The organism is Lelliottia sp. F153 (assembly GCF_002870005.1).
GTDB classification, from domain to species: domain Bacteria; phylum Pseudomonadota; class Gammaproteobacteria; order Enterobacterales; family Enterobacteriaceae; genus Enterobacter; species Enterobacter nimipressuralis.
In genome coordinates this window covers 24893-51730 of record NZ_PKFT01000003.1, presented here as the reverse complement: position 1 = coordinate 51730, position 26838 = coordinate 24893, and the positions used below count along the sequence as shown (strand labels likewise).

Below are 26838 nucleotides of genomic sequence, written 5' to 3'. Positions count from 1 at the left end.
TCGGGCACGGTTCGCCGTGCCCTTTAACAAGTTGGCCACTATGCAGGAAATTAGACCGCACTCCGATACCACGTTTGCGCTTAATAACACCTCCTTTCGCGTCCCTGGACGTACGCTGCTGCATCCGCTCTCTTTGACATTCCCTGTCGGCAAAGTCACGGGCCTTATCGGTCACAACGGTTCGGGTAAATCCACCTTGCTCAAAATGCTGGGTCGCCATCAGCCGCCGTCCGAAGGGGAGATCCTGCTCGACGGGCAACCGCTTGAGAGCTGGAAAAGCAAAGCCTTTGCCCGCAAAGTCGCCTATCTGCCGCAGCAACTGCCGCAGGCTGAAGGGATGACCGTGCGCGAACTGGTGGCGATTGGACGTTATCCGTGGCACGGCGCGCTCGGGCGTTTTGGTGTGGCTGACAGAGAGAAAGTGGAAGAGGCGATCGCGCTGGTGGGGTTAAAACCGCTGGCGCACCGTCTGGTGGATAGCCTCTCCGGCGGCGAGCGTCAGCGCGCGTGGATCGCGATGCTGGTGGCTCAAGACAGTAACTGCCTGCTGCTGGACGAACCAACCTCGGCGCTGGACATCGCCCATCAGGTGGATGTGCTGGCGCTGATTCATCGCCTCAGCCAGCAGAAAGGGCTGACGGTGATCGCCGTTCTGCACGATATCAATATGGCCGCGCGCTACTGCGATTATCTGGTGGCCCTGCGCGGGGGCGAGATGATTGCGCAAGGTACGCCGTCTGAGCTGATGCGCGGCGAAACGCTGGAACTGATCTACGGAATTCCAATGGGTATCCTGCCTCACCCGGCAGGGGCTGCACCGGTGAGCTTTGTGTATTGATGCTGGATCCAACTTTGATAAGTCGCCGTCGGTTACTGACGGCGCTGGCGCTTTCGCCACTGCTGTTAAAAATGAATACCGCGCGTGCGGCTTCTATTGATCCGCATCGCATCGTGGCGCTGGAGTGGCTACCGGTTGAGCTGATGCTGGCGCTGGGTATCGCGCCGTACGGCGTGGCGGATATTCCTAACTACAACATGTGGGTCAACGAGCCGAAGATCCCCGCGTCAACCATCGATATCGGCCTGCGCACCGAGCCGAATCTCGAACTGCTTACGCAGATGAAACCCTCGTTTTTGGTCTGGTCTGCGGGCTACGGCCCTTCGCCGGAGACGCTGGCGCGCATTGCACCGGGCCGGGGGTTCACCTTCAGCGACGGTAAAAAACCGCTGACCATGGCGCGTCATTCGATTAATGAAATGGCCCAGCTTCTGGACCGCGAGGCGGCGGCAAAACAGCACCTCGACCATTTCGACGGTTTTATCGATTCGCTCAAACCCCGCTTTGCCGCGCGCGGCAACCGTCCGTTGCTGATGGTCACGCTGCTGGATGCGCGTCATGTGCTGGTGTTTGGCAAAAACTGCCTGTTCCAGGAAGTGCTCGATCGCTTCGCTATTACGAATGCCTGGGAAGGGGAGATGACCTTCTGGGGCAGTACCACTGTCGGCATCGATCGTCTGGCGCAGTTCCGCGATGTGGATGTGCTCTGTTTCGATCATGGCAATGACCGTGAGATGCAAACCCTGATGGCGACGCCGCTGTGGCAGGCGATGCCGTTCGTGCGCGAGCAGCGTTTCCAGCGTGTGCCTGCGGTGTGGTTCTACGGAGCGACGCTGTCGGCGATGCACTTTGCCCGCGTGCTTGATGGCGCATTGGGAGGCAAAGCATGAGATCGCGGATCGCACTTTTCCCGACGCTGCTGTTAACCGTCGTTTTCGTCGTCGCACTGTTTTTAACCTGGTCAAATCTGTCGATTGCGCTGCCGCGCGCGCAGTGGGGCCAGGCCTTCTCCGTACCGGATATCGATAACATCCAGCAGATGCTGTTCCACTACAGCCTGTTGCCACGCCTGGCGATTTCATTGCTGGTGGGCGCAGGGCTGGGGCTGGTCGGTGTTCTGTTCCAGCAGGTGCTGCGTAACCCGCTGGCGGAACCGACGACGCTTGGCGTCGCGACTGGCGCACAGCTAGGTATCACGATTACCACGCTCTGGGCGCTGCCCGGCGCACTCACCAGCCAGTTCGCTGCGCTGGCGGGGGCCTGTGTGGTCGGTGCGCTGGTCTTCGGTGTGGCGTGGGGAAAACGTCTTTCTCCGGTAACGCTGATTCTGGCCGGGCTGGTGGTGAGCCTCTACTGCGGGGCCATCAACCAGCTGCTGGTGCTGTTCCATCACGACGAGCTGCAAAGCATGTTCCTGTGGAGCACCGGGACGCTGACCCAGACCGACTGGAGTATCGTGCAACGCCTGTGGCCACAGCTGATCGGCGGCGTAGTGCTGACCCTGCTGCTGCTGCGTCCGCTGACGCTGATGGGGCTGGATGATGGCGTGGCGCGCAATCTCGGGCTGGCGCTTTCTCTGGCACGTCTCGCCGCGCTGACGCTGGCGATTGTGCTCAGCGCACTGCTGGTAAATGCGGTCGGGATTATCGGCTTCATCGGGCTGTTTGCACCGTTACTGGCAAAAATGCTCGGTGCGCGCCGCCTGCTGTCGCGACTGATGCTGGCGCCGCTGATTGGAGCGCTGATCCTCTGGCTGTCGGATCAAATTATTCTCTGGCTCGCCCGCGTGTGGATGGAAGTCTCCACCGGTTCCGTCACCGCATTGATTGGCGCGCCGCTGTTGCTGTGGCTGCTGCCGCGTCTGCGCAGCATGAGCGCGCCCGCGATGGACGCCGGGGATAAAGTCTATGCCGAGCGTCAGCACATTCAGTGGTTTGTGCTGACCGGGCTGATCGTGTTGCTGATTGTCGCGTGGATTGCCCTCTCACTGGGGCGCGATGCCAGCGGCTGGCACTGGGCGACAGGCCCGATGCTGGATGAACTGCTGCAATGGCGCTGGCCGCGTATTTTCTCGGCGCTGATCGCAGGCGTGATGCTGGCGGTCGCCGGGTGCATTATCCAGCGTCTGACGGGTAACCCGATGGCCAGCCCGGAAGTGCTGGGCATCAGCTCCGGCGCGGCGTTTGGCGTGGTGATGATGCTGTTCTTTGTACCGGGCGATGCGTTTGGCTGGCTGATGCCTGCGGGCAGTATCGGTGCCGCCGCGACGCTGATGATCATTATGATCGCCGCCGGGCGCGGGGGCTTTTCACCGCACCGGATGCTGCTTGCCGGTATGGCGCTTAGCACCGCATTTACCATGTTGTTGATGATGCTGCAGGCCAGCGGCGATCCGCGCATGGCGCAGATCCTGACCTGGATCTCTGGTTCGACTTACGGCGCGACGGGGGCACAGGTGGTGCATTCCGGGATTGCGATGATTTTGCTGCTGGCAATCACGCCGTTGTGCCGCCGCTGGATGACGATTCTGCCGCTGGGCGGTGAAACGGCACGCGCGGTCGGGATTGCACTGACGCCATCGCGCGTCGGCTTGCTGCTGCTGGCGGCCTGCCTGACTGCCGTCGCGACCATGACCATCGGCCCACTGAGTTTTGTTGGTCTGATGGCGCCGCACATCGCGCGGATGATGGGGTTTCGCCGCACGATGCCGCATATCGTGATCTCCGCGCTGGTGGGCGGGATGATACTGGTCATCGCCGACTGGCTGGGCAGGATGGTGCTGTTCCCGTATCAGATCCCGGCCGGGCTGCTGTCGACGTTTATTGGTGCGCCTTACTTTATTTATTTGCTGAGAAAGCAGAGCCGATAAAAAAACGGCAGCCGAGAGGCTGCCGTTGTTCATTTACTTTGTTTGTCGCGTGGCGATTAAAGCTTCGCAAACACCTTACGCGCTGCGTCGATGGTGTTATTGATATCTTCTTCGCTGTGCGCCACGGACATAAAGCCCGCTTCAAACGCTGACGGTGCCAGATACACACCCTCTTCCAGCATCAGATGGAAGAAACGCTTAAAGCGCTCAACGTCGCACTTCACCACGTCCTGATAGCAGGTCACGGTTTTCGCATCGGTGAAGAAGATCCCGAACATGCCGCCCACGTGGTTCACCACCAGTGGAATGCCCGTTTCTTCTGCGGCTTCCAGCAGCCCGTTAGCCAGTTGGGTGGTCAAATCGGTCAGGGTTTCGTGAATACCCGGCTGCGCCACTTCGGTCAGGCAGGCAAAACCTGCCGCCATCGCAATCGGGTTACCGGACAGGGTACCCGCCTGATAAACCGGGCCCGTCGGGGCCAGCGCTTCCATCACCTCTTTGCGGCCGCCAAAGGCGCCCACCGGCATACCGCCGCCGATGATTTTGCCCAGACAGGTCAGGTCTGGTACCACGTCGTAGTAAGACTGAGCACCCGCCAGCGCCACGCGGAAGCCGGTCATTACTTCGTCGATGATCAGCAGCGCGCCGAATTCGTCGCACAGCGCGCGCAGGCCCGGCAGGAATTCTGGCTGCGGAGGGATACAGTTCATGTTACCCGCGACAGGTTCCACGATGATGCAGGCGATCTCCTGCGGATACTGTTCGAAGGCGGCGCGAACCGTCTCCAGATCGTTATAGGTGCAGGTCAGGGTGTGTTTGGCAAAATCTGCCGGTACGCCCGGAGAGTTCGGCTGGCCAAGGGTTAGCGCGCCGGAACCGGCTTTTACCAGCAGACAGTCGGCGTGACCGTGATAGCAGCCTTCGAATTTGATGATTTTGTCGCGACCGGTAAAGCCGCGCGCCAGGCGGATAGCGCTCATGGTGGCTTCCGTACCGGAGTTCACCATGCGCACCATGTCCATGGTCGGGACCAGTTCGGTCACCAGCTCCGCCATTTTGACTTCCATCTCGGTAGGTGCACCGAAGCTCAGGCCGCGCTGCGCCGCTTCAATCACCGCATTGCGGATAGTCGGGTGGTTGTGACCCAGCACCATCGGACCCCAGGAGCCGACATAATCGATATAGGCTTTGCCGTCCACATCGTACAGATACGCGCCGTCCGCACGTTCAATAAACAGCGGCGTTCCGCCGACGCCGGTAAAGGCGCGAACAGGAGAGTTGACCCCGCCTGGGATTAGCTCGCGTGCTGCACTGTAGAGGTTTTCAGACTTACTCATAGCGTCGTTCCTGGTTCGTAGAAAAGGGTTTAGCCAGCTATTCTAAGGGATTCGCCGAAGGTTATAAAATTTTTGCCCCAATGATCCTGAACAATTGTTTAGGATTTTTCAGGCGACGGGCAGCGTCAGGGGCATTAAAATCCCTGCGTTAATTGTATGACCAATAAAAGAAGCCGTGATGACAGCACAAAACTCCTCTTTTGAAGAACAGCAATTTGCCCGCCAGCGCCGTCGGGTCAGCGTTCGACGCTTATTGAATCGCGACAAAACGCCGCTGGTGATCTTGGTGATGGCCGCGGTAGTCGGAACGCTCGCCGGGCTTGTGGGCGTGGCGTTTGAGAAAGCCGTCAATGGCGTACAAAACTGGCGCATCGGCACGCTGGGCGGTGTGGCCGATAACCCGTGGCTGCTGTGGTCGATGGCTTTTGGCTTGTCGGCGCTTTTGGCAATGCTGGGCTATTTCCTGGTACGCAAATTTGCCCCGGAGGCGGGCGGTTCCGGTATTCCCGAAATCGAAGGCGCGCTGGAAGAGCTGCGTCCGGTGCGCTGGTGGCGCGTGATTCCGGTGAAATTCATCGGTGGGATGGGAACGCTCGGGGCAGGCATGGTGTTAGGCCGTGAAGGGCCAACGGTGCAGCTTGGTGGGAATATTGGGAGGATGGTGGCGGATGTTTTCCGCATGCGCAGCGGCGAAGCACGCCATACGCTGCTGGCGACCGGGGCCGCGGCGGGGCTTTCGGCGGCCTTCAACGCACCGCTGGCCGGGATACTGTTTATTATCGAAGAGATGCGCCCGCAGTTTCGCTACAACCTTATCTCGATCAAGGCGGTCTTCACTGGCGTGATCATGTCGAGCATTGTGTTTCGCATTTTCAACGGCGAATCCGCAGTCATTGAGGTGGGTAAGCTCACCAATGCGCCGGTGAACACGCTGTGGCTGTATCTGATTCTGGGGATGATTTTTGGCGTGCTGGGGCCGCTGTTTAATTTCCTGATACTCAAAACACAGGATATGTTCCAGCGCATTCACGGCGGTAATATCACGAAATGGGTGTTGATCGGCGGTCTGCTCGGCGGGATGTGCGGTGTGCTGGGCGTGATCGAACCGGGTGCAGCAGGCGGCGGATTCAACCTGATTCCCATCGCCGTGGCTGGCAATTTTAGCCTGGGAATGCTGCTATTTCTGTTTATCTCCCGCGTGGTGACGACGCTGCTCTGTTTTTCCTCGGGCGCCCCGGGCGGAATTTTTGCGCCGATGCTGGCGCTGGGAATGTTGCTCGGCACCGCTTTTGGAATAGCCGCCGCAGCGGGATTTCCGGGGTATGAGTTGCAGGCCGGGACCTTTGCCGTTGCCGGAATGGGGGCGCTGCTGGCGGCGTCGTTGCGCGCGCCGCTGACCGCTATCGTGCTGGTTCTGGAGATGACCGACAATTATCAGCTCATTTTGCCAATGATCATTACCTGTCTCGGCGCGACACTATTAGCCCAATTCCTGGGCGGAAAGCCGTTATACTCCACCATTCTTGCGCGTACCCTGGCGAAGCAAGAAGCGGTACTGGCTGAGAAGCAGAATACTTGAATGAATTACCAGGGTATTAGATAATGAAAAAAAGAATTGGATGTTTTTTAATCCGATTCAGTAGCAGTATTCATGGGAGCAAAAAATGAGTGATGACGTAGCGCTGCCGTTGCAGTTTACCGAAGCAGCAGCCATTAAAGTGAAAAGCCTGATTGCGGATGAAAATAATCCGGAGCTGAAACTGCGTGTTTATATTACCGGCGGTGGTTGCAGCGGCTTCCAGTATGGTTTTACTTTCGACGATCAGATCAACGACGGTGACATGACCATTGAGAAGCAGGGTGTCGCGCTGGTCGTTGACCCGATGAGCCTGCAATATCTGGTCGGTGGCGCGGTGGATTACACCGAAGGCCTGGAAGGTTCGCGCTTTGTGGTGACTAACCCGAACGCGAAAAGCACCTGTGGGTGTGGATCTTCGTTCAGTATTTAACTGTGATGCGGCCTTTTCCGACCAGGAGAGGGTACGAACACCAAAAACGGCAACCTTGGGTTGCCGTTTTGCTTTTACCTTCCGTTTTCATCCAGTGCAAACGTCGGCAGCTTAAGGTGCCAGCGAATCGCCGCCAGACGAATCACCAGCGTCACCACCATGCCGATCATCGCTGCGGTTTCCAGCTCTACGCCAAAGGTGTAGAACGCGGTTGCGTGGACAATTCCGCCGATAATACAGGCGGTGGCGTAGATTTCGGTGCGCAGAATCATTGGGATTTCGCGCGCCAGAATATCACGGATAATCCCGCCGCCGACGCCGGTCAATACGCCCATGCAGATTGCCACCAGCGGACCGGTACCTGCCATAAAGGCTTTGTTGACGCCAATCCCGACAAACACCGCCAGGCCCACGGCATCGAGCACCGGCAAGATCCATTTTGGTAACCGGCGTGGCTGGCGCACCAGCACGATGGTCAGCAGGCACGTCACCATCGCGACCACCAGGTCGGTGGGATCTTTGACCCAAAACACCGGGCCATGATCGAGCGCCATATCGCGGATCGTCCCCCCACCGACGGCCGTCACCACGCCGAGCACTAATACGCCAAAGGGGTCCATGCGTAATTTGCCCGCAAGCAGAACGCCGGAGATAGCAAAAACGGCTGTGCCAAGGATATCCAGCCAATAAACGAGCATTTTTCAATCCTCAGAGGATGAGGGCCTAATTAATGGCTCTGCGCCAGGGCAGAGCAGAGTTGTTTTGCGGCGAGGATAATACGCGGGCTTGCCCGTTCAAACCAGTCACTGTGTAGGGCAATAACGGGAATTTTTAGCTGGCTTTGCCAGAAATTTTCAATTTTCGGAATCTCACTCGCATTCCCTATCACCACAATGGCCTGTGGCTGACGCGCCAGTACCTGTTCGCGGCTGACCTGAGGCCAGGGAACGCGGCTTGCTGCAAAGATATTTTCACCGCCACACACTTCCAGAACCTGATTCTGAATAGATCCTTTTCCGGTGGTAAACAGCGGCTGGCTGCCAAACTGCAGGAAGACGCGCTTTTTCACCGGCGTGTCGTATTTTTTCTTCAGTGCAGCGTAGTCGTTCAGCATTTGCTGTGCGGCCTGCAGCGCTTTTTCAGGTGTCGGGCTCCAGGGGGCTAAATCACGTAACGCTTGCGCCACTTGCTCAATGCTGATGGCATCGACCCACAGCACTTTTATGCCGAGCGATGAGAGCTGGTTGACCTGACGTTCGGCATTCCCGCCGCGCCAGGCAAGCACCAGGTCCGGCTTTAGCGCCACGATGCGCTCGAGATTCATCCCCTGCCAGGTCGAGACCTCTTCGATCTTTTTCGCTTCCGGGGGATAGTCAGAAAAGCTGCTCACACCCACGGGGGTGATCCCGGCGGCAAAAGCCAGTTCCGTATTGGCGGGGGAGAGGGTGATAACACGCGGCGCGGCCACAAGCCACGCCGGTACAAGTAAGAAGAGGGCGACCAGCGCCCTTGCATACTTAGCCACGCGCCAGTTTCTGCACCAGGGTTTCGACCATGATGGTGGACTGTTTGGCGGCAACTGCCAGGAACTCGTCGAAGCTCAGGTGGGATTGCTGATCGGCCACGTCGGAGATGGCGCGAACCACCACAAACGGCACGCTGAAGTTGTGGCACACATGTGCAATAGCGGTCGCTTCCATCTCTACGGCAATCGCCTGAGGGAAGTTGTGGCGGATTTTCGCCAGACCGACAGAGCCGTTGATGAACGCATCACCGCTGACAATCAGACCGCGCACGGCGTTCAGGTTCAGCTCGGCGATGCAGCTTTCTGCGGCAGCAATCAGCTTATCGTCGGCTTTAAAGCCTGCCGGGCAGCCAGGCAGCTGGCCATATTCGTAACCGAATGCCGTGACATCGGCATCGTGATAGCGCGCTTCATCGGAGACCACGATATCGCCCACTTTCAGCGTAGGAGCCAGACCGCCCGCAGAACCGGTGTTGATGATTACGTCCGGTTTGCAGCGCTCAAGCAGCAGGGTCGCGCCCAGTGCTGCCGCCACTTTACCGATGCCTGATTTCAGCAGAGCGACGTCAGTGCCGTTCAACTGGCCGGTGTAGATTTCACATCCACCCAGAGAGAGCGTCTGACAGTTCTCAATTTTGTCACGCAGCAGCGTAACTTCTTCTTCCATTGCACCAATAATGCCGATTTTCATAGATTTACTCGCGATGTGCCTTGTTAAGATGCATAGTCTATCATGCGCATCAGGGGAAACGCATTCTCAGGCGGGGGAGCTCATGGCACCAATCGATTTTCGCAACAAAATTAACTGGCATCGTCGTTTCCGTTCTCCGCAGGGAGAAAAGAGCGAGCACGAGATCCTGCGTATCTTCGAAAGCGATCGCGGGCGCATTGTGAACTCCCCGGCGATCCGCCGCCTGCAACAAAAAACCCAGGTGTTCCCGCTGGAGCGCAATGCCGCGGTTCGCACGCGCCTCACCCATTCCATGGAAGTACAGCAGGTCGGGCGTTACATCGCCAAAGAGATTTTAAGTCGCCTGAAAGAGCAGCGTTTGCTCGAAACCTACGGTCTGGATGAACTGACCGGGCCGTTCGAGAGCATCGTGGAGATGGCCTGTCTGATGCATGACATTGGCAACCCGCCGTTTGGTCATTTTGGCGAGGCGGCGATAAACGACTGGTTCAAACAGAAGCTGTTCCCCTCCGATGCGGCAAGCCAGCCGCTGAGCGATGACCGTTGTATCGTTAGGGCGCTTCGTCTGCGCGAAGGCGAAGAGACCTTAAACGAATTGCGTCGCAAGGTGCGGCAGGATCTTTGCCAGTTCGAAGGCAATGCGCAGGGGATTCGGCTGGTGCACTCCCTGATGCGCATGAACCTGACGTGGGCGCAGGTCGGCTGCATTCTGAAATACACCCGCCCGGCGTGGTGGATGGGTGAACCGCCCGCGACGCACAGCTATTTAATGAAAAAGCCCGGCTATTATTTATCCGAAGAACGCTATATTGAAAGGCTGCGTAAAGAACTTTCACTGACCCCGCATGGCCGCTTTCCATTGACCTGGATTATGGAAGCCGCGGACGATATCTCCTATTGCGTGGCCGATCTGGAAGACGCGGTTGAGAAAAGAATATTCAGCGTTGAAGAGCTTTACCAGCATCTTTACGAGACCTGGGGCCCTCATGAGAAAGGCTCTCTGTTTTCTCAGGTGGTCGAAAACGCGTGGGATAAATCGCGTTCTAATTCATTGAGTCGCAGCACCGAAGATCAGTTCTTCATGTATTTGCGCGTCAATACATTAAATAAACTGGTGCCCTACGCGGCATCACGTTTTATCGATAATTTGCCGGCGATTTTTAACGGCGAGTTTAATCACGCGCTGCTGGAAGATGACAGTGGTTTCAGCCAACTGCTTGAGTTGTATAAGAACGTTGCGATGCGGCATGTATTCAGCCATCCCGACGTCGAACAGCTGGAATTGCAGGGTTACCGGGTGATCAGTGGCCTGCTGGAAATTTATCGACCGCTGCTGCAATTATCCGTCGACGATTTTACCGAGCTGGTGGAAAAAGATCGTATTAAGCGTCTGCCGATAGAAACGCGGCTGCTGCATAAACTCTCGACACGCCATCGTCTTGCCTACGTCGAAGCGGTGAGTAAAATTGAACGCGATACCATACAGTGGCCGGTGCTGGAATATTATTATCGCTGCCGTCTTATTCAGGACTATATCAGCGGCATGACCGATTTGTATGCATGGGATGAATACCGGCGCCTGATGGCAGTGGAATAATGAATGAGTTTTGTAAAGACGAACAATAAATTTTTACTTTTTCCAAAAACTTAATCCCGGAACTTCGGGCTATAAAACGAATCTGATGTACACAGCAATTTTGCGTTATCTGTAAATCGAGATTGAGAACATGAAAAAAACCACATTAGCAATGAGTGCACTGGCTCTGAGTTTAGGTTTAGCGTTATCCCCTCTGACTGCCACCGCAGCCGAGACCGCCTCTTCGGCCGCCACGGCGCAGCAGATGCCAAGCCTTGCCCCGATGCTCGAAAAAGTGATGCCATCGGTGGTGAGTATTAACGTTGAGGGGAGCACAACCGTTAATACACCGCGCATGCCGCGCAACTTCCAGCAGTTCTTCGGTGACAACTCACCGTTCTGCCAGGACGGTTCCCCGTTCCAGAGTTCGCCATTCTGTCAGGGTGGCGGCGCGGGCGATGATGGCCCAGGTGCGGGTAACGGCGGCGGTCAGCAGCAGAAATTCATGGCGCTCGGCTCAGGTGTCATTATTGATGCCGCGAAAGGCTATGTTGTGACCAACAACCACGTGGTGGACAACGCCAGCACCATCAAAGTGCAGCTGAGCGATGGCCGTAAATTTGATGCCAAAGTGGTGGGTAAAGATCCCCGCTCTGACATCGCTCTGATCCAGATTCAAGATCCGAAAAACCTGACGGCGATTAAACTCGCTGACTCCGATGCTCTGCGCGTCGGTGATTACACCGTGGCAATTGGTAACCCGTTTGGTCTGGGTGAAACCGTGACCTCCGGTATCGTTTCTGCGCTGGGTCGTAGCGGCCTGAATGCGGAAAACTACGAAAACTTCATTCAGACCGATGCGGCGATTAACCGTGGTAACTCCGGCGGTGCGCTGGTGAACCTGAACGGTGAGCTGATCGGGATTAACACCGCGATCCTGGCACCGGACGGCGGCAACATCGGTATCGGCTTTGCGATCCCAAGCAACATGGTGAAAAACCTGACCAGTCAGATGGTTGAGTTTGGCCAGGTGAAACGCGGCGAGCTGGGTATTCTGGGTACAGAGCTGAACTCCGAGCTGGCGAAAGCAATGAAAGTTGACGCTCAGCGCGGCGCATTCGTCAGCCAGGTCATGCCGAGCTCTTCTGCGGCGAAGGCCGGTATCAAGGCCGGTGATGTGATCACCACCTTGAACGGCAAGCCAATCAGCAGCTTCGCGGCGCTGCGTGCTGAAGTCGGCTCTATGCCGGTCGGCAGCAAAGTGAACCTGGGTCTCCTGCGCGATGGCAAACCGGTGAACGTGAGTCTGGAACTGCAGCAGAGCAGCCAGAATCAGGTCGACTCCAGCACTATCTTCAGCGGTATTGAAGGTGCGGATATGAGCAACAAAGGCGCGGATAAAGGTGTGGTGGTGAGCAATGTCAAAGCTAACACTCCGGCGGCGCGTATTGGCCTGAAAAAAGGCGATGTGATTATCGGCGCAAACCAGCAGCCGGTGAAAAACATCGCGGAACTGCGGAAAATTCTCGACAGCAAACCAACGGTGCTGGCGCTGAATATTCAGCGTGGTGACACTACGCTGTACCTGTTGATGCAGTAATTCCCTCAGCCCCTGCCTGCTATCAGGCAGGGGCTTTCTTCGTTTCTGTGACCCTTTCCACAAGTCCATACTTCTCCCCCTGACTTTGTGCATCCGCACAATGCGACACCCTTTGAACTCCCCTATGCTTGAGCTCAGCTCACAGGAGGGTTACATGGCTGGCTGGCATCTTGATACCAAAATGGCGCAGGAAATCGTGGCGCGAACCATGCGCATCATCGATACCAATATCAACGTAATGGATGCCCGTGGACGAATTATCGGCAGCGGCGATCGCGAGCGCATTGGGGAATTGCACGAAGGTGCGCTTCTGGTGCTTTCCCAGGGGCGGGTGGTGGATATCGACGATGCGGTGGCGCGACACCTGCACGGCGTGCGTCAGGGGATAAACCTGCCGCTGCGCCTGGAAGGGGAGATCGTGGGCGTCATTGGCCTGACCGGCGAGCCAGAATCACTGCGAAAATACGGTGAACTGGTGTGCATGACTGCCGAGATGATGCTGGAGCAATCGCGCCTGATGCACCTCCTGGCTCAGGACAGCCGTCTGCGCGAAGAGCTGGTGATGAACCTGATTCAGGCCGAAGAGCACACGCCGGCGCTCACGGAGTGGGCGCAGCGTCTGGGTATCGATCTCAACCAACCGCGCGTGGTGGCGGTGATTGAGGTAGACAGCGGTCAGCTTGGTGTGGATAGCGCAATGGCGGAGCTGCAGCAGCTGCAAAACGCGCTGGCGACACCGGAGCGGAATAACCTGGTAGCAATCGTGTCGCTGACGGAAATGGTGGTGCTGAAACCGGCGCTGAACCCGTTTGGCCGCTGGGATGCGGAAGACCATCGGCGTCGGGTTGAGCAACTTATCTCACGCATGAAAGAGAACGGGCAGCTGCGTTTTCGCGTCGCGCTCGGCAATTATTTCACTGGGCCGGGCAGCATCGCGCGTTCATGGCGAACGGCGCGCACCACCATGATGGTGGGGAAACAGCGGATGCCCGAAAGCCGGGGCTATTTCTATCAGGATTTAATGTTGCCGGTGCTGCTCGACAGTTTACGCGGCGGCTGGCAGGCCAATGAGCTGGCGCGACCGCTGGTGCGCCTGAAGGCGATGGATAATAACGGGCTACTGCGCCGTACGCTGCAGGCCTGGTTTCGTCATAACGTTCAGCCGCTGGCGACCTCGAAGGCGCTGTTTATTCACCGCAATACGCTGGAATACCGGTTGAACCGTATATCAGAACTGACCGGGCTGGATCTGGGGAATTTCGATGACAGGTTGCTGCTGTATGTGGCGTTGCAGCTGGATGAGCAGCGGTGATGTACGGCCTGAAGCCTTAACTCCGCCCTCTTTTAAGGAAGAGTGAAAAACAAAAAACGGCAACCGGGAGTTGCCGTTTTGCATTTATTTCCCGCGCGTTAACTTCTCAAGATCCGATTCAATTTCACTGATCTTGTTGGTCACAACGCTTTCAAGATGACGCAGATCGTCAAGGATCTTACGTTTAAGATCGACTTCGGTGCGATCGCGCTGGCAGATCTGATCGAGTTCATCAATGACATAGCGGAGATTCGGGCTGATTTCCTGAACCTCTTTATACCCCTGGCCGACGCCATCAGCGACGACGGTTTTACGTTGACGCGGGTATTTGAACTTCACGCTCTTCGCGAAAAACTCTCCTCTGTCCTTGTGAAAATAGATTTTCAGAATATCGTTGTTCGCTTCCTGGCGGAGGCTGTAACGATCAATTTCATCAGGATTGGTAATGCCCAGACTTTTCAGATTATCGTACATAGCGGTACCCTTGAGCTCAACATAACCTATGAATAATTAACGAAAAAGTCTATCTTCGCCACCATCAGATGTAAAAAAAGCGGGGTGGCCCCGCTTTTTGTTATACCCGATTAATCGATGGTACGCAGCAGTTCGTTGATACCGACTTTGCCCCGCGTTTTCGCATCGACTTTTTTCACGATAACCGCACAGTACAGGCTGTATTTGCCATCTTTAGACGGCAGGTTACCGGAAACGACAACCGAACCGGCCGGAACGCGACCGTAATGCACTTCACCCGTTTCACGATCGTAAATGCGGGTGCTCTGACCGATGTAGACGCCCATTGAGATCACTGAGCCTTCTTCTACGATCACGCCTTCAACCACTTCGGAGCGCGCGCCGATGAAGCAGTTGTCTTCAATGATGGTTGGGTTGGCCTGCAGTGGCTCAAGAACGCCACCGATGCCGACGCCACCGGACAGGTGAACGTTTTTACCAATCTGCGCGCAAGAACCGACGGTTGCCCAGGTATCCACCATGGTGCCTTCGTCAACGTAAGCACCAATGTTCACGTAGGACGGCATCAGTACGGTGTTGCGCGCGATAAACGCGCCCTGGCGAACGGCCGCAGGCGGAACCACGCGGAAACCTTCTTTCTGGAAACGCGCTTCGTCGTAATCAGCGAACTTCATCGGCACTTTATCGAAGTAGCGGCTTTCTGCTCCGTCGATAACCTGGTTATCGTTAATACGGAAAGAGAGCAGCACGGCTTTCTTCAGCCACTGATGAGTTACCCATTGGCCGTCAATTTTTTCCGCGACACGCAGCGCGCCGGAATCAAGCAGAGAAATCACCTGATTCACCGCTTCGCGGGTGACGGTATCCACATTTGCCGGGGTAATTTCGGCGCGACGCTCAAAGGCGGACTCAATAACGTTCTGTAACTGCTGCATTGTTTTTACTCTTTCCATTTCACTAAAAAACACGTCACCCTTTATCGTTTGGATTGAGGGCTGCTGTCAACCGTTGTTGTACCTCAAGTTGCAGCTCATTATTAAGGGCACGTCGGTCGGCGGTGGCGATTATGAATAAATCTTCTACTCGCTCGCCAATGGTTGTAATTCTGGCGCCATGCAGCGAAATTCCCAGATCCGCAAAAACCTGGCCAACGCGCGCCAGCAGGCCCGGCTGGTCAAGGGCGATCAGTTCGAGGAACGATTTCCGGTCCGTATGAGTTGGCAGGAAATTGACCTCCGTATCGACGGTAAAATGGCGCAATTTCGCCGGCTGGCGACGCGGCTGCGGCGGCTGCCAGCTGTGCTGGGTAATCGCCTGTTCCAGACCGAAGCGAATGCCTTCGTGCCTGTCGGATGATAGCGGGCTGCCGTCCGGCTCCAGCACGATAAAGGTGTCCATTGCCATGCCGTCGCGGGTGGTGAAAATTTGCGCGTCGTGAACGCTCAGATTGCGCCGGTCGAGTTCTGCGCAGACGGCGGCAAACAGATAGGCCCGATCCGGGCTCCAGATAAAGATTTCGGTCCCGCCGCGCGTTGCCTGTGGGCTTAGCAGGATCAGCGGTTTTTTCAGATCGTGCTTCAGCAGATGCCGCGCGTGCCAGGCGAGCTGATTTGGGCTGTGGCGGACAAAGTAGTTGGCCCGGCAGCGCGACCAGATCTGATGCAGCGCTTCCTCATCAATGTTGTCCATTCGCAGCAGCGCCAGCGCCTGAAGCTGGTGGTGACGCACGCGTTCACGCATATCCGGCGTATTTTGCATCCCGCGACGCAGCTGTTTTTCGGTCGCGAAATAGAGCTCGCGCAACAGGCTCTGCTTCCAGCTGTTCCACAGGGTTTCGTTGGTGGCGCAGATATCCGCGACCGTCAGGCAGACCAGAAAACGCAGGCGATTTTCAGTTTGGACGATTTCGGCGAACTGTTTGATCACTTCCGGGTCCTGAATATCGCGGCGCTGCGCGGTGACGGACATCAGCAGATGATGGCGTACCAGCCAGGCGACCAGCTGGGTTTCGCGTGAATTCAGGCCGTGTAGTTCAGCAAATTTCAGCACGTCCTGGGCACCGAGCACCGAGTGGTCGCCGCCGCGCCCTTTGGCGATATCGTGGAACAGGGCGGCAATCAGAATCAGTTCCGGGTGGCTGAGGCGCGGCCAAAGCTCAACGCACAGCGGGTGCTTCGACCGTGTCTCTTCTTTAGCGAAACTTTCCAGTTTCAGCATCACGCGAATGGTGTGTTCGTCTACCGTGTAGGCGTGGAACAGGTCAAACTGCATCTGGCCGACAATGTGCGACCACTGAGGCATGTAGGCCCAGAGCACGCTATGGCGGTGCATCGGCAGCAGGCCACGGCTGACAGCACCGGGGTGGCGTAACATGCTAAGAAAGAGTGAACGCGCTTCCGGGATATAGCACAGAGGCTGCGTCAAATGGCGGCGTGCATGGCGCAGATGACGCAACGTGGTGGAGTAGATCCCGGTGATCGTGCTGTTGCGCACCATGGTGTAGAACATCCGCAGGATCGCTTCCGGCTCGCGAATAAACAACGTTTCATCGCGCAGATCGATGAGGGTGCCGCGCAGCTGGAATTCGTCATCAATCGCACGCGGTTTTTCATCGGTGGTCAGCGCCAGGATGGCTTCATCAAAGAGCTGCAATAGCATCTGGTTAAGCTCAGAGACGCGGCGGGTGACGCGGAAGAAATCCTTCATCATCTGTTCAACCGGCTCGTTGCCTTCGCCGCTGTAGTTCAGGCGCTGGGCGACGCTGAGCTGGCGGTCGAACAAGAGGCGGTTATCGTAGCGGGTCACTTCCAGATGCAGGGCAAAACGGATGCGCCACAGCAGATGCAGGCATTCGTTGAGCTCGTTGCGTTCGGCTTCGGTTAAAAAGCCAAAACCGACCATCTCATCCATAGACGTCGCGCCAAAATGGCGACGGGCGACCCACTGCAGGGTGTGAATGTCGCGCAGGCCGCCGGGGCTGCTTTTGATGTCCGGCTCGAGGTTATAGCTGGTGCCGTGATAGCGCTGGTGGCGTACGTTTTGCTCTTCTACTTTCGCGGCGAAGAAGCGCTCCGACGGCCAGAAACCGTCGCTGAAGATATGTTTTTGCAGCTCAAGGAACAGGGCGACGTCGCCGATCAGCAGGCGCGTTTCAATCAGGTTGGTGGCGACCGTGAGATCCGATAACCCTTCCAGCAGGCACTCTTCGAGCGTGCGGACGCTGTGGCCAACTTCCAGCTTCACGTCCCACAGAAGCGTCAGGAGTTCGCCAATTTTTTGCGCCTGTTCGTCGGGCAGTTTTTTGCGGCTCAGCACCAGCAGGTCGATATCGGAAAGCGGGTGCAGTTCACCGCGCCCGTAGCCGCCCACGGCGACCAGCGCGACATCGCTTATCTGACCAAAGCCGTACTCAATCCACAGGCGTTGCAGCAGCTGATCGATAAATTCGGTGCGCGCTTCGATGAGCTCTTCCGCCGAAATACCCTCGTCAAAGGCTTTACCCAGCCAGCGCTGAAAAACGTCGATATGCGCTTTTATATCCGCCACCGTGAGCTCGCGCTGTGGCCAGACTCCAGGGTTGTCCGGCTGGTCGGGCAGGGTGGGGAGTGCCGTGTTCGGATACTGTTCGGGTAAAAGGTTACTCATCTCGTGCGCCACCCATAAGTAAAAGCTATAGCCATTAAAAAAGCCGGCATTTGCCGGCTTCTTATCATTCGTTGTGCGAGAGTATCGCCGGGATGGTGTCATCCTTTCGCAACGTCATAATTTCGCAGCCGTTGTCTGTTACCACAATAGTATGCTCGTACTGCGCAGACAAGCTTCTGTCTTTGGTTTTTACCGTCCAGCCATCTTTCATGGTACGGATGCGGTAGTCGCCGGAGTTCACCATCGGTTCGATAGTGAAGGTCATGCCTTTTTGCAGCACCACACCGCCGTCATCCGCATCGTAATGCAGAACCTGCGGCTCTTCGTGGAACACGCGGCCAATGCCGTGACCACAGTATTCGCGCACGACGGAGAAACCTTCCGCTTCCACGAATTTCTGGATCGCGGCACCAATGGTACGCAGGCGGATGCCTGGCTTAACCATTTTCAGTGCCAGGTAGAGGCTCTCCTGGGTGATGCGGCACAGGCGCTCGCCGAGGATGGTCGGTTTGCCAACGATAAACATTTTGGAGGTGTCGCCGTGATACTCGTCTTTGATGACGGTCACGTCGATGTTGACGATGTCGCCATCCTTCAGAAGCTTCTCGTCATCCGGAATACCGTGACACACCACTTCATTAATAGAGATGCAGACGGATTTCGGGAAACCGTGATAGCCGAGGCAGGCGGAGACCGCGTGCTGCTCGTTGACGATATAGTCGTTACAGATGCGATCCAGCTCGCCGGTGCTGACGCCCGGTTTGATGTACGGTTCGATCATTTCCAGCACTTCAGCAGCCAGACGACCGGCGACGCGCATCTTTTCAATTTCTTCAGGGGTCTTAATAGAGATAGCCATGTAATCTGTCCATCGGTGTCGATTTTTTCGACAATACTAGTCTAAGTGTTGTCAATGGTACCAGTCTGGAGCGTTGCCTGCCAAATTGAGAATCATTAACAGCACACACCGCCAACAATTATTGGTTTATGGTGGCGTTTTGTGGTATAAAGCGCGCCGGACTTCCGATCCATTTGTAATACACAAGATGGACCAGAGGCGACAACTCTCACATTGTGTAAATAACACACACGTATCGGCACATATTCCGGGGTGCCCTTCGGGGTCGGTAATATGGGATACGTGGAGGCATAACCCCAACTTTTAAATAGAGGTTTTAAACATGGCAACTGTTTCCATGCGCGACATGCTCAAGGCTGGTGTTCACTTCGGTCACCAGACCCGTTACTGGAACCCGAAAATGAAGCCTTTCATCTTCGGCGCGCGTAACAAAGTTCACATCATCAACCTTGAGAAAACTGTACCAATGTTCAACGAAGCCCTGGCTGAGCTGAACAAGATCTCTTCCCGTAAAGGTAAGATTCTGTTCGTTGGTACTAAGCGCGCTGCAAGCGAAGCTGTGAAAGAAGCTGCAAACAGCTGCGATCAGTTCTTCGTGAACCATCGCTGGTTGGGCGGCATGCTGACCAACTGGAAAACTGTTCGTCAGTCCATCAAGCGCCTGAAAGATCTGGAAACCCAGTCTCAGGACGGTACTTTCGATAAGCTGACCAAAAAAGAAGCGCTGATGCGTACTCGTGAGCTGGACAAGCTGGAAAACAGCCTGGGCGGCATCAAAGACATGGGCGGTCTGCCAGACGCTCTGTTCGTTATCGACGCTGATCACGAGCACATCGCAATCAAAGAAGCTAACAACCTGGGTATCCCGGTATTCTCTATCGTTGATACCAACTCCGATCCGGACGGCGTTGACTTCGTTATCCCGGGTAACGACGATGCAATCCGTGCTGTTAGCCTGTACCTGAGCGCTGTTGCTGCTACCGTTCGTGAAGGCCGTTCCCAGGATCTGGCTTCCCAGGCGGAAGAAAGCTTCGTAGAAGCTGAATAATAAGGTTCTGTCCCTTATTTAGTACCGTGTATAAATAGGGGCCTCTATCTGGCCCCTTTTTCACTTTTAAGCCTGTCTGGTTTCTTAAACCGGGCAGGACATCTCTCCCGAGGATTAAAGAATGGCTGAAATTACCGCATCCCTGGTAAAAGAGCTGCGCGAGCGTACTGGCGCAGGCATGATGGATTGCAAAAAAGCGCTGACTGAAGCGAACGGCGACATCGAGCTGGCAATCGAAAACATGCGTAAATCCGGCGCAATCAAAGCGGCGAAAAAAGCAGGTAACGTTGCAGCTGACGGCGTGATCATCACTAAGATCGACGGCACCTACGGCATCATTCTGGAAGTTAACTGCCAGACTGACTTCGTCGCTAAAGACGGCGGTTTCCAGGCTTTCGCAAACAAAGTACTGGACGCAGCGGTTGCTGGCAAAATCACTGACGTTGACGTTCTGAAAGCACAGTTCGAAGAAGAACGTGTTGCTCTGGTTGCTAAAATCGGTGAGAACATCAACATCCGTCGTGTTGCAGCACTGGAAGGCGACGTTCTGGGTTCATACCAGCACGGCGCACGTATCGGTGTTCTGGTTGCGGCTAAAGGCGCTGACGAAGAGCTGGTTAAACAGCTGGCTATGCACATCGCTGCAAGCAAGCCAGAATTCGTGAAACCAGAAGACGTGTCTGCTGAAGTAGTAGAAAAAGAGTACCAGGTTCAGCTGGACATCGCCATGCAGTCTGGCAAGCCTAAAGAAATCGCAGAGAAAATGGTTGAAGGCCGCATGAAGAAATTCACCGGCGAAGTTTCTCTGACTGGCCAGCCTTTCGTTATGGATCCAAGCAAATCTGTTGCTCAGCTGCTGAAAGAGCACAACGCTGACGTAACTGGCTTCATCCGCTTCGAAGTGGGCGAAGGCATCGAGAAAGTTGAAACTGACTTCGCAGCAGAAGTTGCTGCAATGTCCAAGCAGTCTTAATGATTGCGAAGGAGCCGCCTGAGGGCGGCTTCTTTTTGCCCCTCATGTGTAAATCAGACAGAGCCCTCTGGTTTCTGTACTGATAAGCGGCATACTATGTCGCCAGAATTAACCCCCATCTTAATCGTTGACAGTCTCAGGAAAGAAACATGGCTACCAATGCAAAACCCGTGTACAAACGCATTCTGCTTAAGCTGAGTGGCGAAGCACTGCAGGGAACGGAAGGCTTCGGTATTGACGCAAGCATTCTTGACCGCATGGCACAGGAAATCAAAGAACTGGTTGAACTGGGTATCCAGGTTGGCGTAGTTATTGGCGGTGGCAACCTCTTCCGTGGCGCTGGTCTGGCGAAAGCGGGTATGAACCGCGTTGTGGGCGACCACATGGGTATGCTGGCAACCGTGATGAATGGCCTGGCTATGCGTGATGCGCTTCACCGTGCCTATGTGAACGCCCGCCTGATGTCCGCTATTCCGTTGAATGGCGTATGTGATAACTACAGCTGGGCAGAGGCGATCAGCCTGCTGCGCAATAACCGCGTCGTGATCCTCTCCGCCGGTACCGGTAACCCGTTCTTTACGACCGACTCCGCAGCGTGCCTGCGCGGGATCGAGATCGAAGCAGACGTGGTGCTGAAAGCCACCAAAGTCGACGGCGTGTTTACTGCCGATCCAGCAACCGATCCGACTGCGACCATGTATGATCAGCTGAGCTACAACGAAGTGCTGGATAAAGAGCTGAAAGTGATGGATCTTGCCGCCTTCACGCTGGCTCGCGACCACAAATTACCGATTCGTGTTTTCAACATGAATAAGCCCGGTGCACTGCGTCGCGTAGTGATGGGCGAAAAAGAAGGCACTTTGATCACGGAATAATTTCCGTTGACGACAAATACAGGTAAGATTCCGCATTACTTTTGTAGTGGGTTTGTTACCTGGACGCGCCTTTGGCGTTGTCATGAATTAAACGCGACTATACTTAGCACACCTATAGCGGCTGTGCTGGCGGATAGTCTGCCTGAGACTAGTGTTCAAGGATTCGTAACGTGATTAACGACATCAGAAAAGATGCTGAAACACGCATGGAAAAATGCGTAGAAGCGTTCAAAAACCAAATCAGCAAAGTGCGTACTGGTCGTGCTTCCCCAAGCCTGCTGGATGGCATTGTAGTGGAATACTACGGTACCCCAACTCCGCTGCGTCAGCTGGCGAGCGTAACGGTTGAAGACACCCGCACCCTGAAAATCAACGTTTTCGATCGTTCATTGGGCCCGGCTGTTGAAAAAGCCATCATGGCTTCCGATCTGGGTCTGAACCCAAGCTCTGCGGGCACTGATATCCGCGTTCCGCTGCCTCCACTGACAGAAGAGCGTCGTAAAGAGCTGATCAAAGTCGTGCGTGGCGAAGCTGAAGGCGCTCGCGTTGCCGTGCGTAACGTGCGTCGTGATGCGAACGATAAAGTGAAAGCACTGCTGAAAGAGAAAGAAATCAGCGAAGATGACGATCGTCGTTCTCAGGACGACGTGCAGAAAATGACTGACGCTGCGATCAAGAAAGTTGACGCGGCGCTGGCAGATAAAGAAGCGGAACTGATGCAGTTCTGATTTCTGACGTCATCTGATAAAACGCCGTTCAGAAAGTCCTGTGACTTTGCTGGCGGCGTTTTGCTTTTATATGGTCTAACTTTTCTTCCGGGCATCTCATGAAGCATTTAACTCTTCTCGGCTCGACCGGCTCTATCGGTTGCAGCACTCTCGACGTTGTTCGTCACAACCCTGACCAGTACACGGTAATCGCCCTCGTGGCCGGTAAGAACGTGCAGCGCATGGTTGAACAGTGTCTGGAGTTTACTCCCCGCTATGCGGTGATGGATGACGAGGAAAGTGCTCGCCAGGTCAAAACGTTACTGACAGAGAATGGCAGTCGCACCGCGGTTTTAAGTGGTCAGCAGGCCGCATGCGAAATGGCTGCGCTAAGTGACGTGGACCAGGTCATGGCGGCCATCGTGGGGGCAGCGGGTTTACTGCCAACGCTTGCTGCTATTGATGCCGGTAAGACGGTACTGCTGGCAAATAAAGAGTCGCTGGTGACCTGCGGCCGCCTGTTTATGGAAGCCGTGAAAGCGCGAGGTGCGCGACTTTTACCGGTAGATAGCGAACATAACGCGATTTTTCAGAGTTTACCGCAACCTTTTCAGGAAAACCTGGGGTACGCTTCACTTGAGCAGAATGGCGTGGTGTCAATTTTGCTTACCGGGTCTGGTGGCCCATTCCGTGAAACGCCGCTGTCTGAACTGGCCGCAATGACGCCCGATCAGGCCTGTCGGCATCCGAACTGGTCGATGGGACGAAAAATCTCCGTCGATTCCGCCACTATGATGAACAAAGGTCTGGAATACATTGAAGCTCGCTGGTTGTTTAATGCATCGGCGAAACAGATGGAAGTGCTGATCCACCCGCAGTCGGTGATTCACTCGATGGTGCGCTATCAGGACGGTAGCGTGCTGGCGCAACTGGGCGAACCGGACATGCGCACGCCTATCGCCCATTCGATGGCGTGGCCGAACCGTGTAGTCTCAGGGGTAAAACCGCTCGACTTTTGCAAAATCAGCTCACTGACTTTCAGCGAGCCTGACTACGATCGCTACCCTTGTCTGAAACTGGCGATGAACGCCTTCGATCAGGGACAAGCAGCGACTACCGCGCTCAATGCCGCCAATGAAGTGACCGTTGAGGCATTTCTGAATCAGCACATCCGCTTTACGGATATCGCGGCACTCAATCTTTCGGTGCTTGAAGCAATGGATTTGCGTGAACCGCAGAGCGTGGAAGAAGTGCTGGCAGTCGATGCGCAAGCGCGCGTCGTTGCACGCGAACAAGTGACGCATCTCGCAAGCGGGCGATAATCCACCCACGAGTCGTCGTGCTATTTGTTAGCGTTGGGCTTCGGTGATATAGTCTGCGCCACCTGATCGCTGGTATTTGACGTAGAGTGGTCAGGTAAGCCGTGGTTTACACGGCTTTTTTGTGGAAAGGCTTCAGTATTCCTGAGTACCGTTAAATCCTTTCAGGGACTAAAAACGCGTTATGTTGTCTGCGAATCAACCAATAAGCGAAAACTTGCCAGCTCATGGCTGTCGCCATGTAGCAATCATCATGGATGGCAATGGCCGCTGGGCGAAAAGACAAGGGAAGATACGAGCCTTTGGGCATAAAGCTGGGGCGAAATCTGTTCGCCGCGCCGTATCTTTTGCCGCCAATAACGGCATTGATGCGTTAACGCTCTATGCTTTCAGCAGTGAAAACTGGAATCGACCGCCGCAGGAAGTGACTGCGTTGATGGAATTGTTTGTGTGGGCGCTCGACAGCGAAGTAAAAAGCCTGCACCGCCACAACGTCCGCTTGCGCATTATCGGTGATACCAGTCGTTTCAACTCACGTCTGCAGGAGCGCATTCGTAAAGCGGAAGCGGTGACCGAAAACAATACCGGTCTGACGCTCAATATCGCGGCGAATTACGGCGGACGTTGGGACATTATCCAGGGTGTTCGGCATCTGGCTGAGCAAGTTCAGGAAGGGCTGTTAAGACCCGACCAAATTGATGAAGAGGCGCTGGGTCAGCAAATCTGCATGAACGAACTGGCACCTGTGGATTTGGTTATTAGGACAGGGGGAGAACATCGAATCAGTAACTTTTTGCTTTGGCAAATTGCCTATGCCGAACTTTACTTTACGGATGTTCTTTGGCCCGATTTTGATGAACAAGACTTTGAAGGTGCGCTGAATGCCTTTGCCAATCGTGAGCGTCGCTTCGGCGGCACTGAGCCAGGCGCCGAAAAAGTCTGATGGGGGTAGCTTTTGCTGAAGTATCGCCTGATTTCCGCTTTTGTATTAATACCCATCGTTATCGCGGCGCTGTTTTTACTGCCGCCGGTGGGATTTGCCATTGTCACGCTGGTGGTGTGTATGCTCGCCGCGTGGGAATGGGGGCAGCTTAGCGGCTTTACTTCGCGCACTCAGCGGGTATGGCTGGCTGTACTCTGTGGCCTGTTACTGGCGCTGATGCTGTTGTTGTTGCCTGAGTACCATCACAATATCCATCAGCCATTGATTGAGGGTTCCCTGTGGGCCTCGCTGGGCTGGTGGGTTGTCGCATTGCTGCTGGTGCTTTTTTATCCCGGCTCTGCAACATTCTGGCGCAACTCTAAAACGCTGCGCCTGATTTTCGGCCTGCTCACAATTGTTCCTTTTTTCTGGGGTATGCTTGTGCTGCGTGTGTGGCACTACGACGACAACCATTACAGCGGCTCACTGTGGCTGCTCTATGTGATGATTCTCGTCTGGGGTGCTGACTCTGGGGCCTATATGTTTGGTAAACTCTTTGGCAAACATAAACTGGCGCCGAAAGTGTCGCCTGGCAAAACCTGGCAGGGGTTCATCGGCGGTCTGTTTACGGCGGCGATTATCTCCTGGGGATATGGCGTGTGGGCGAATCTTGACGTCGCGCCGAGCACGCTGCTGATTTGTTCTATTTTTGCCGCGCTGGCGTCCGTTCTTGGGGATTTAACCGAGAGCATGTTCAAGCGTGAAGCAGGGATCAAAGACAGCGGTCACCTTATCCCAGGACATGGTGGAATACTGGATCGCATTGATAGCCTGACGGCTGCGGTACCGGTCTTCGCATGCCTGTTGTTGCTGGTATTTGGCACGATTTAACGGAAGGTTTTATGCTGAGCATCCTATGGAATCTGGCGGCGTTCATTGTTGCACTTGGTGTACTCATCACTGTGCACGAATTTGGCCATTTCTGGGTTGCGCGGCGTTGCGGTGTGCGGGTCGAGCGTTTTTCGATTGGCTTCGGTAAAGCGCTTTGGCGTCGCACAGATCGCCATGGTACTGAGTTTGTCATCGCGCTGATCCCGCTCGGCGGCTACGTAAAAATGCTGGATGAGCGTGTAGAGCCTGTTGCGCCTGAGATGCGACACTACGCCTTCAACAACAAAACCGTCGGCCAGCGCGCCGCCATCATTGCTGCCGGTCCGGTAGCGAACTTCATCTTCGCCATTTTCGCCTATTGGCTGGTGTTTATCATCGGTGTCCCTGGTGTTCGTCCGGTTGTTGGTGAAATAACCGCCAACTCCATCGCCGCGACGGCGCAAATTGCACCGGGCATGGAACTTAAAGCGATCGATGGTATCGAAACCCCTGATTGGGAAGCTGTCAGGCTGCAATTGGTTTCTAAAATCGGCGATGATCAGACCACCATCACTGTTTCACCCTTTGGTGCCAGTCAGCGTCAGGACAAAGTCCTCGATTTGCGTCACTGGGCGTTTGAGCCAGATAAGGAAGATCCAGTTGCGGCATTGGGCATTCGCCCACGCGGTGCGCAGATCGAACCGGTGTTAGCTGAAGTGCAGGCTGATTCGGCGGCGAGTAAAGCAGGTTTGCAAGCGGGCGACAGGATCGTTAAAGTCGATGGTCAACCGTTAACACAATGGATGACGTTTGTTATTCTGGTGCGCGATAATCCTGGCACACCGCTGGCAGTTGAGATCGAACGACAGGGGAGTCCGCTCTCCTTGACGCTAATCCCGGACACCAAGCCGGGTGGTGGTAAGGCAGAAGGATTTGCGGGCGTAGTGCCCAAAGTGATTCCGCTGCCAGATGAGTACAAGACAATACGCCAGTATGGGCCGTTCAGCGCCATCCTTGAAGCCACGGATAAAACATGGCAACTGATGAAGCTGACGGTCAACATGTTGGGGAAATTGATTACCGGTGACGTAAAACTGAACAACCTCAGTGGGCCGATTTCTATCGCTCAAGGGGCTGGGATGTCAGCGGAATTCGGGGTGATTTACTATCTCATGTTTCTCGCGCTCATTAGCGTGAACCTCGGGATAATCAACCTGTTCCCGCTTCCCGTATTAGACGGGGGGCATCTGCTGTTTTTAGCGATCGAAAAGCTAAAAGGTGGACCGGTATCCGAGCGAGTTCAAGACTTTAGTTATCGCATTGGCTCGATACTGCTAGTGCTGTTAATGGGGCTTGCGCTTTTCAATGATTTCTCTCGGTTGTAAGAGA

Annotated in this window: 24 protein-coding genes; 16 read left to right on the top strand and 8 right to left on the bottom strand. The window is 55.3% G+C overall.

Going from position 1 to position 26838, the window contains the following annotated elements; translation table 11 throughout:
- Window positions 1–40: 40 nt before the first annotated feature.
- Genes fhuC through fhuB form a run of 3 tightly spaced genes read left to right on the top strand, consistent with a single transcriptional unit; the run spans window position 41 to window position 3707 of the window.
- Complete coding sequence (gene fhuC, locus F153LOC_RS10005; RefSeq protein WP_102104623.1) at window positions 41–838, top strand: Fe3+-hydroxamate ABC transporter ATP-binding protein FhuC; 798 nt, start codon at window positions 41–43, stop codon at window positions 836–838.
- Complete coding sequence (gene fhuD / locus F153LOC_RS10000; RefSeq protein WP_100777574.1) at window positions 838–1728, top strand: Fe(3+)-hydroxamate ABC transporter substrate-binding protein FhuD; 891 nt, start codon at window positions 838–840, stop codon at window positions 1726–1728. The genes fhuC and fhuD overlap by 1 nt, the downstream gene beginning before the upstream one ends.
- Complete coding sequence (gene fhuB, locus F153LOC_RS09995) at window positions 1725–3707, top strand: Fe(3+)-hydroxamate ABC transporter permease FhuB (protein WP_102104624.1); 1983 nt, start codon at window positions 1725–1727, stop codon at window positions 3705–3707. Before fhuD ends, fhuB begins: the two co-directional genes overlap by 4 nt.
- Before the next feature lie 56 nt (window positions 3708–3763).
- Here fhuB and hemL read toward each other — a convergent pair whose 3' ends face one another.
- The gene (hemL, locus tag F153LOC_RS09990; RefSeq protein WP_100777572.1) at window positions 3764–5044 is read right to left on the bottom strand and encodes a glutamate-1-semialdehyde 2,1-aminomutase; all 1281 of its coding nucleotides are present in this window, start codon (window positions 5042–5044) and stop codon (window positions 3764–3766) included.
- Between the two features lie 178 nt (window positions 5045–5222).
- On the opposite strand from hemL, the gene clcA reads away from it, so the two are divergent.
- Together clcA and erpA are read left to right on the top strand one after the other, a co-directional pair.
- Window positions 5223–6623, top strand: coding sequence for a H(+)/Cl(-) exchange transporter ClcA (clcA, locus tag F153LOC_RS09985; RefSeq protein ID WP_102104625.1), 1401 nt, complete (start codon window positions 5223–5225; stop codon window positions 6621–6623).
- A gap of 85 nt (window positions 6624–6708) precedes the next feature.
- Window positions 6709–7053, top strand: a complete 345-nt coding sequence (gene erpA, locus F153LOC_RS09980; protein ID WP_100777570.1) for an iron-sulfur cluster insertion protein ErpA — start codon at window positions 6709–6711, stop codon at window positions 7051–7053.
- A gap of 74 nt (window positions 7054–7127) precedes the next feature.
- Here erpA and F153LOC_RS09975 read toward each other — a convergent pair whose 3' ends face one another.
- Genes F153LOC_RS09975 through mtnN form a run of 3 tightly spaced genes read right to left on the bottom strand, consistent with a single transcriptional unit; the run spans window position 7128 to window position 9269 of the window.
- Window positions 7128–7751 (bottom strand): TRIC cation channel family protein, encoded by a 624-nt coding sequence (locus tag F153LOC_RS09975; RefSeq protein WP_100777569.1) that lies wholly within the window; start codon window positions 7749–7751, stop codon window positions 7128–7130.
- A 29-nt stretch (window positions 7752–7780) separates the two neighbouring features.
- Complete coding sequence (btuF, locus tag F153LOC_RS09970; protein ID WP_102104626.1) at window positions 7781–8578, bottom strand: vitamin B12 ABC transporter substrate-binding protein BtuF; 798 nt, start codon at window positions 8576–8578, stop codon at window positions 7781–7783.
- The gene (gene mtnN / locus F153LOC_RS09965) at window positions 8571–9269 is read right to left on the bottom strand and encodes a 5'-methylthioadenosine/S-adenosylhomocysteine nucleosidase (RefSeq protein WP_100777567.1); all 699 of its coding nucleotides are present in this window, start codon (window positions 9267–9269) and stop codon (window positions 8571–8573) included. The genes btuF and mtnN overlap by 8 nt, the downstream gene beginning before the upstream one ends.
- A gap of 82 nt (window positions 9270–9351) precedes the next feature.
- On the opposite strand from mtnN, the gene dgt reads away from it, so the two are divergent.
- The 3 genes from dgt (at window position 9352) to cdaR (ending at window position 13757) form a co-directional block, all read left to right on the top strand.
- Complete coding sequence (dgt, locus tag F153LOC_RS09960) at window positions 9352–10866, top strand: dGTPase (protein ID WP_102104627.1); 1515 nt, start codon at window positions 9352–9354, stop codon at window positions 10864–10866.
- 130 nt (window positions 10867–10996) lie between these two features.
- On the top strand, window positions 10997–12445 hold the full coding sequence (degP, locus tag F153LOC_RS09955; RefSeq protein WP_100777565.1) for a serine endoprotease DegP: 1449 nt from the start codon (window positions 10997–10999) through the stop codon (window positions 12443–12445).
- 154 nt (window positions 12446–12599) lie between these two features.
- The gene (cdaR, locus tag F153LOC_RS09950) at window positions 12600–13757 is read left to right on the top strand and encodes a DNA-binding transcriptional regulator CdaR (protein WP_100777564.1); all 1158 of its coding nucleotides are present in this window, start codon (window positions 12600–12602) and stop codon (window positions 13755–13757) included.
- A gap of 84 nt (window positions 13758–13841) precedes the next feature.
- Here the strand turns inward: cdaR and F153LOC_RS09945 are convergent, their stop codons facing one another.
- The 4 genes from F153LOC_RS09945 to map form a co-directional block, all read right to left on the bottom strand.
- Entirely contained in the window at window positions 13842–14231 is a 390-nt protein-coding gene (locus tag F153LOC_RS09945) for a DUF3461 family protein (protein WP_023480393.1), read from the bottom strand.
- 110 nt (window positions 14232–14341) lie between these two features.
- A complete protein-coding gene (gene dapD, locus F153LOC_RS09940) occupies window positions 14342–15166 on the bottom strand; it encodes a 2,3,4,5-tetrahydropyridine-2,6-dicarboxylate N-succinyltransferase (RefSeq protein ID WP_008501915.1) in 825 nt (274 codons plus the stop codon).
- Window positions 15167–15200: 34 nt separating this feature from the next.
- Window positions 15201–17876 (bottom strand): bifunctional uridylyltransferase/uridylyl-removing protein GlnD, encoded by a 2676-nt coding sequence (glnD, locus tag F153LOC_RS09935; protein WP_102104628.1) that lies wholly within the window; start codon window positions 17874–17876, stop codon window positions 15201–15203.
- Window positions 17877–17940: 64 nt separating this feature from the next.
- A complete protein-coding gene (gene map / locus F153LOC_RS09930) occupies window positions 17941–18735 on the bottom strand; it encodes a type I methionyl aminopeptidase (RefSeq protein ID WP_102104629.1) in 795 nt (264 codons plus the stop codon).
- A 322-nt stretch (window positions 18736–19057) separates the two neighbouring features.
- Here map and rpsB point away from each other — a divergent pair, with 322 nt between their 5' ends.
- The 8 genes from rpsB to rseP all read left to right on the top strand — a co-directional run bounded on the left by rpsB (window position 19058) and on the right by rseP (window position 26834).
- Complete coding sequence (rpsB, locus tag F153LOC_RS09925; protein ID WP_100777560.1) at window positions 19058–19783, top strand: 30S ribosomal protein S2; 726 nt, start codon at window positions 19058–19060, stop codon at window positions 19781–19783.
- Between the two features lie 121 nt (window positions 19784–19904).
- Window positions 19905–20756, top strand: a complete 852-nt coding sequence (gene tsf, locus F153LOC_RS09920; RefSeq protein ID WP_100777559.1) for a translation elongation factor Ts — start codon at window positions 19905–19907, stop codon at window positions 20754–20756.
- A 149-nt stretch (window positions 20757–20905) separates the two neighbouring features.
- Entirely contained in the window at window positions 20906–21631 is a 726-nt protein-coding gene (gene pyrH / locus F153LOC_RS09915; protein WP_100777558.1) for a UMP kinase, read from the top strand.
- A 170-nt stretch (window positions 21632–21801) separates the two neighbouring features.
- The gene (gene frr, locus F153LOC_RS09910) at window positions 21802–22359 is read left to right on the top strand and encodes a ribosome recycling factor (RefSeq protein ID WP_095280841.1); all 558 of its coding nucleotides are present in this window, start codon (window positions 21802–21804) and stop codon (window positions 22357–22359) included.
- Between the two features lie 98 nt (window positions 22360–22457).
- A complete protein-coding gene (ispC, locus tag F153LOC_RS09905; protein ID WP_102104630.1) occupies window positions 22458–23660 on the top strand; it encodes a 1-deoxy-D-xylulose-5-phosphate reductoisomerase in 1203 nt (400 codons plus the stop codon).
- A 181-nt stretch (window positions 23661–23841) separates the two neighbouring features.
- Window positions 23842–24600 (top strand): (2E,6E)-farnesyl-diphosphate-specific ditrans,polycis-undecaprenyl-diphosphate synthase, encoded by a 759-nt coding sequence (ispU, locus tag F153LOC_RS09900; RefSeq protein ID WP_100777556.1) that lies wholly within the window; start codon window positions 23842–23844, stop codon window positions 24598–24600.
- A gap of 12 nt (window positions 24601–24612) precedes the next feature.
- Window positions 24613–25470, top strand: a complete 858-nt coding sequence (gene cdsA, locus F153LOC_RS09895; protein WP_100777555.1) for a phosphatidate cytidylyltransferase — start codon at window positions 24613–24615, stop codon at window positions 25468–25470.
- A gap of 11 nt (window positions 25471–25481) precedes the next feature.
- A complete protein-coding gene (rseP, locus tag F153LOC_RS09890) occupies window positions 25482–26834 on the top strand; it encodes a sigma E protease regulator RseP (RefSeq protein ID WP_102104631.1) in 1353 nt (450 codons plus the stop codon).
- Window positions 26835–26838 lie beyond the last annotated feature (4 nt).

What these genes read in the sequence shown, in the direction of transcription:
- F153LOC_RS09945 (WP_023480393.1), bottom strand. Translation starts at nt 14,231, where the DNA reads ATGTACGATAATCTGAAAAGTCTGGGCATTACCAATCCTGATGAAATT.
- F153LOC_RS09975 (WP_100777569.1), bottom strand. Translation starts at nt 7,751, where the DNA reads ATGCTCGTTTATTGGCTGGATATCCTTGGCACAGCCGTTTTTGCTATC.
- ispC (WP_102104630.1), top strand. Translation starts at nt 22,458, where the DNA reads ATGAAGCATTTAACTCTTCTCGGCTCGACCGGCTCTATCGGTTGCAGC.
- rpsB (WP_100777560.1), top strand. Translation starts at nt 19,058, where the DNA reads ATGGCAACTGTTTCCATGCGCGACATGCTCAAGGCTGGTGTTCACTTC.
- dgt (WP_102104627.1), top strand. Translation starts at nt 9,352, where the DNA reads ATGGCACCAATCGATTTTCGCAACAAAATTAACTGGCATCGTCGTTTC.
- cdaR (WP_100777564.1), top strand. Translation starts at nt 12,600, where the DNA reads ATGGCTGGCTGGCATCTTGATACCAAAATGGCGCAGGAAATCGTGGCG.
- degP (WP_100777565.1), top strand. Translation starts at nt 10,997, where the DNA reads ATGAAAAAAACCACATTAGCAATGAGTGCACTGGCTCTGAGTTTAGGT.
- fhuD (WP_100777574.1), top strand. Translation starts at nt 838, where the DNA reads ATGCTGGATCCAACTTTGATAAGTCGCCGTCGGTTACTGACGGCGCTG.
- ispU (WP_100777556.1), top strand. Translation starts at nt 23,842, where the DNA reads ATGTTGTCTGCGAATCAACCAATAAGCGAAAACTTGCCAGCTCATGGC.
- glnD (WP_102104628.1), bottom strand. Translation starts at nt 17,876, where the DNA reads ATGAGTAACCTTTTACCCGAACAGTATCCGAACACGGCACTCCCCACC.
- pyrH (WP_100777558.1), top strand. Translation starts at nt 20,906, where the DNA reads ATGGCTACCAATGCAAAACCCGTGTACAAACGCATTCTGCTTAAGCTG.
- fhuB (WP_102104624.1), top strand. Translation starts at nt 1,725, where the DNA reads ATGAGATCGCGGATCGCACTTTTCCCGACGCTGCTGTTAACCGTCGTT.
- map (WP_102104629.1), bottom strand. Translation starts at nt 18,735, where the DNA reads ATGGCTATCTCTATTAAGACCCCTGAAGAAATTGAAAAGATGCGCGTC.
- hemL (WP_100777572.1), bottom strand. Translation starts at nt 5,044, where the DNA reads ATGAGTAAGTCTGAAAACCTCTACAGTGCAGCACGCGAGCTAATCCCA.
- erpA (WP_100777570.1), top strand. Translation starts at nt 6,709, where the DNA reads ATGAGTGATGACGTAGCGCTGCCGTTGCAGTTTACCGAAGCAGCAGCC.
- mtnN (WP_100777567.1), bottom strand. Translation starts at nt 9,269, where the DNA reads ATGAAAATCGGCATTATTGGTGCAATGGAAGAAGAAGTTACGCTGCTG.
- tsf (WP_100777559.1), top strand. Translation starts at nt 19,905, where the DNA reads ATGGCTGAAATTACCGCATCCCTGGTAAAAGAGCTGCGCGAGCGTACT.
- clcA (WP_102104625.1), top strand. Translation starts at nt 5,223, where the DNA reads ATGACAGCACAAAACTCCTCTTTTGAAGAACAGCAATTTGCCCGCCAG.
- rseP (WP_102104631.1), top strand. Translation starts at nt 25,482, where the DNA reads ATGCTGAGCATCCTATGGAATCTGGCGGCGTTCATTGTTGCACTTGGT.
- fhuC (WP_102104623.1), top strand. Translation starts at nt 41, where the DNA reads ATGCAGGAAATTAGACCGCACTCCGATACCACGTTTGCGCTTAATAAC.
- dapD (WP_008501915.1), bottom strand. Translation starts at nt 15,166, where the DNA reads ATGCAGCAGTTACAGAACGTTATTGAGTCCGCCTTTGAGCGTCGCGCC.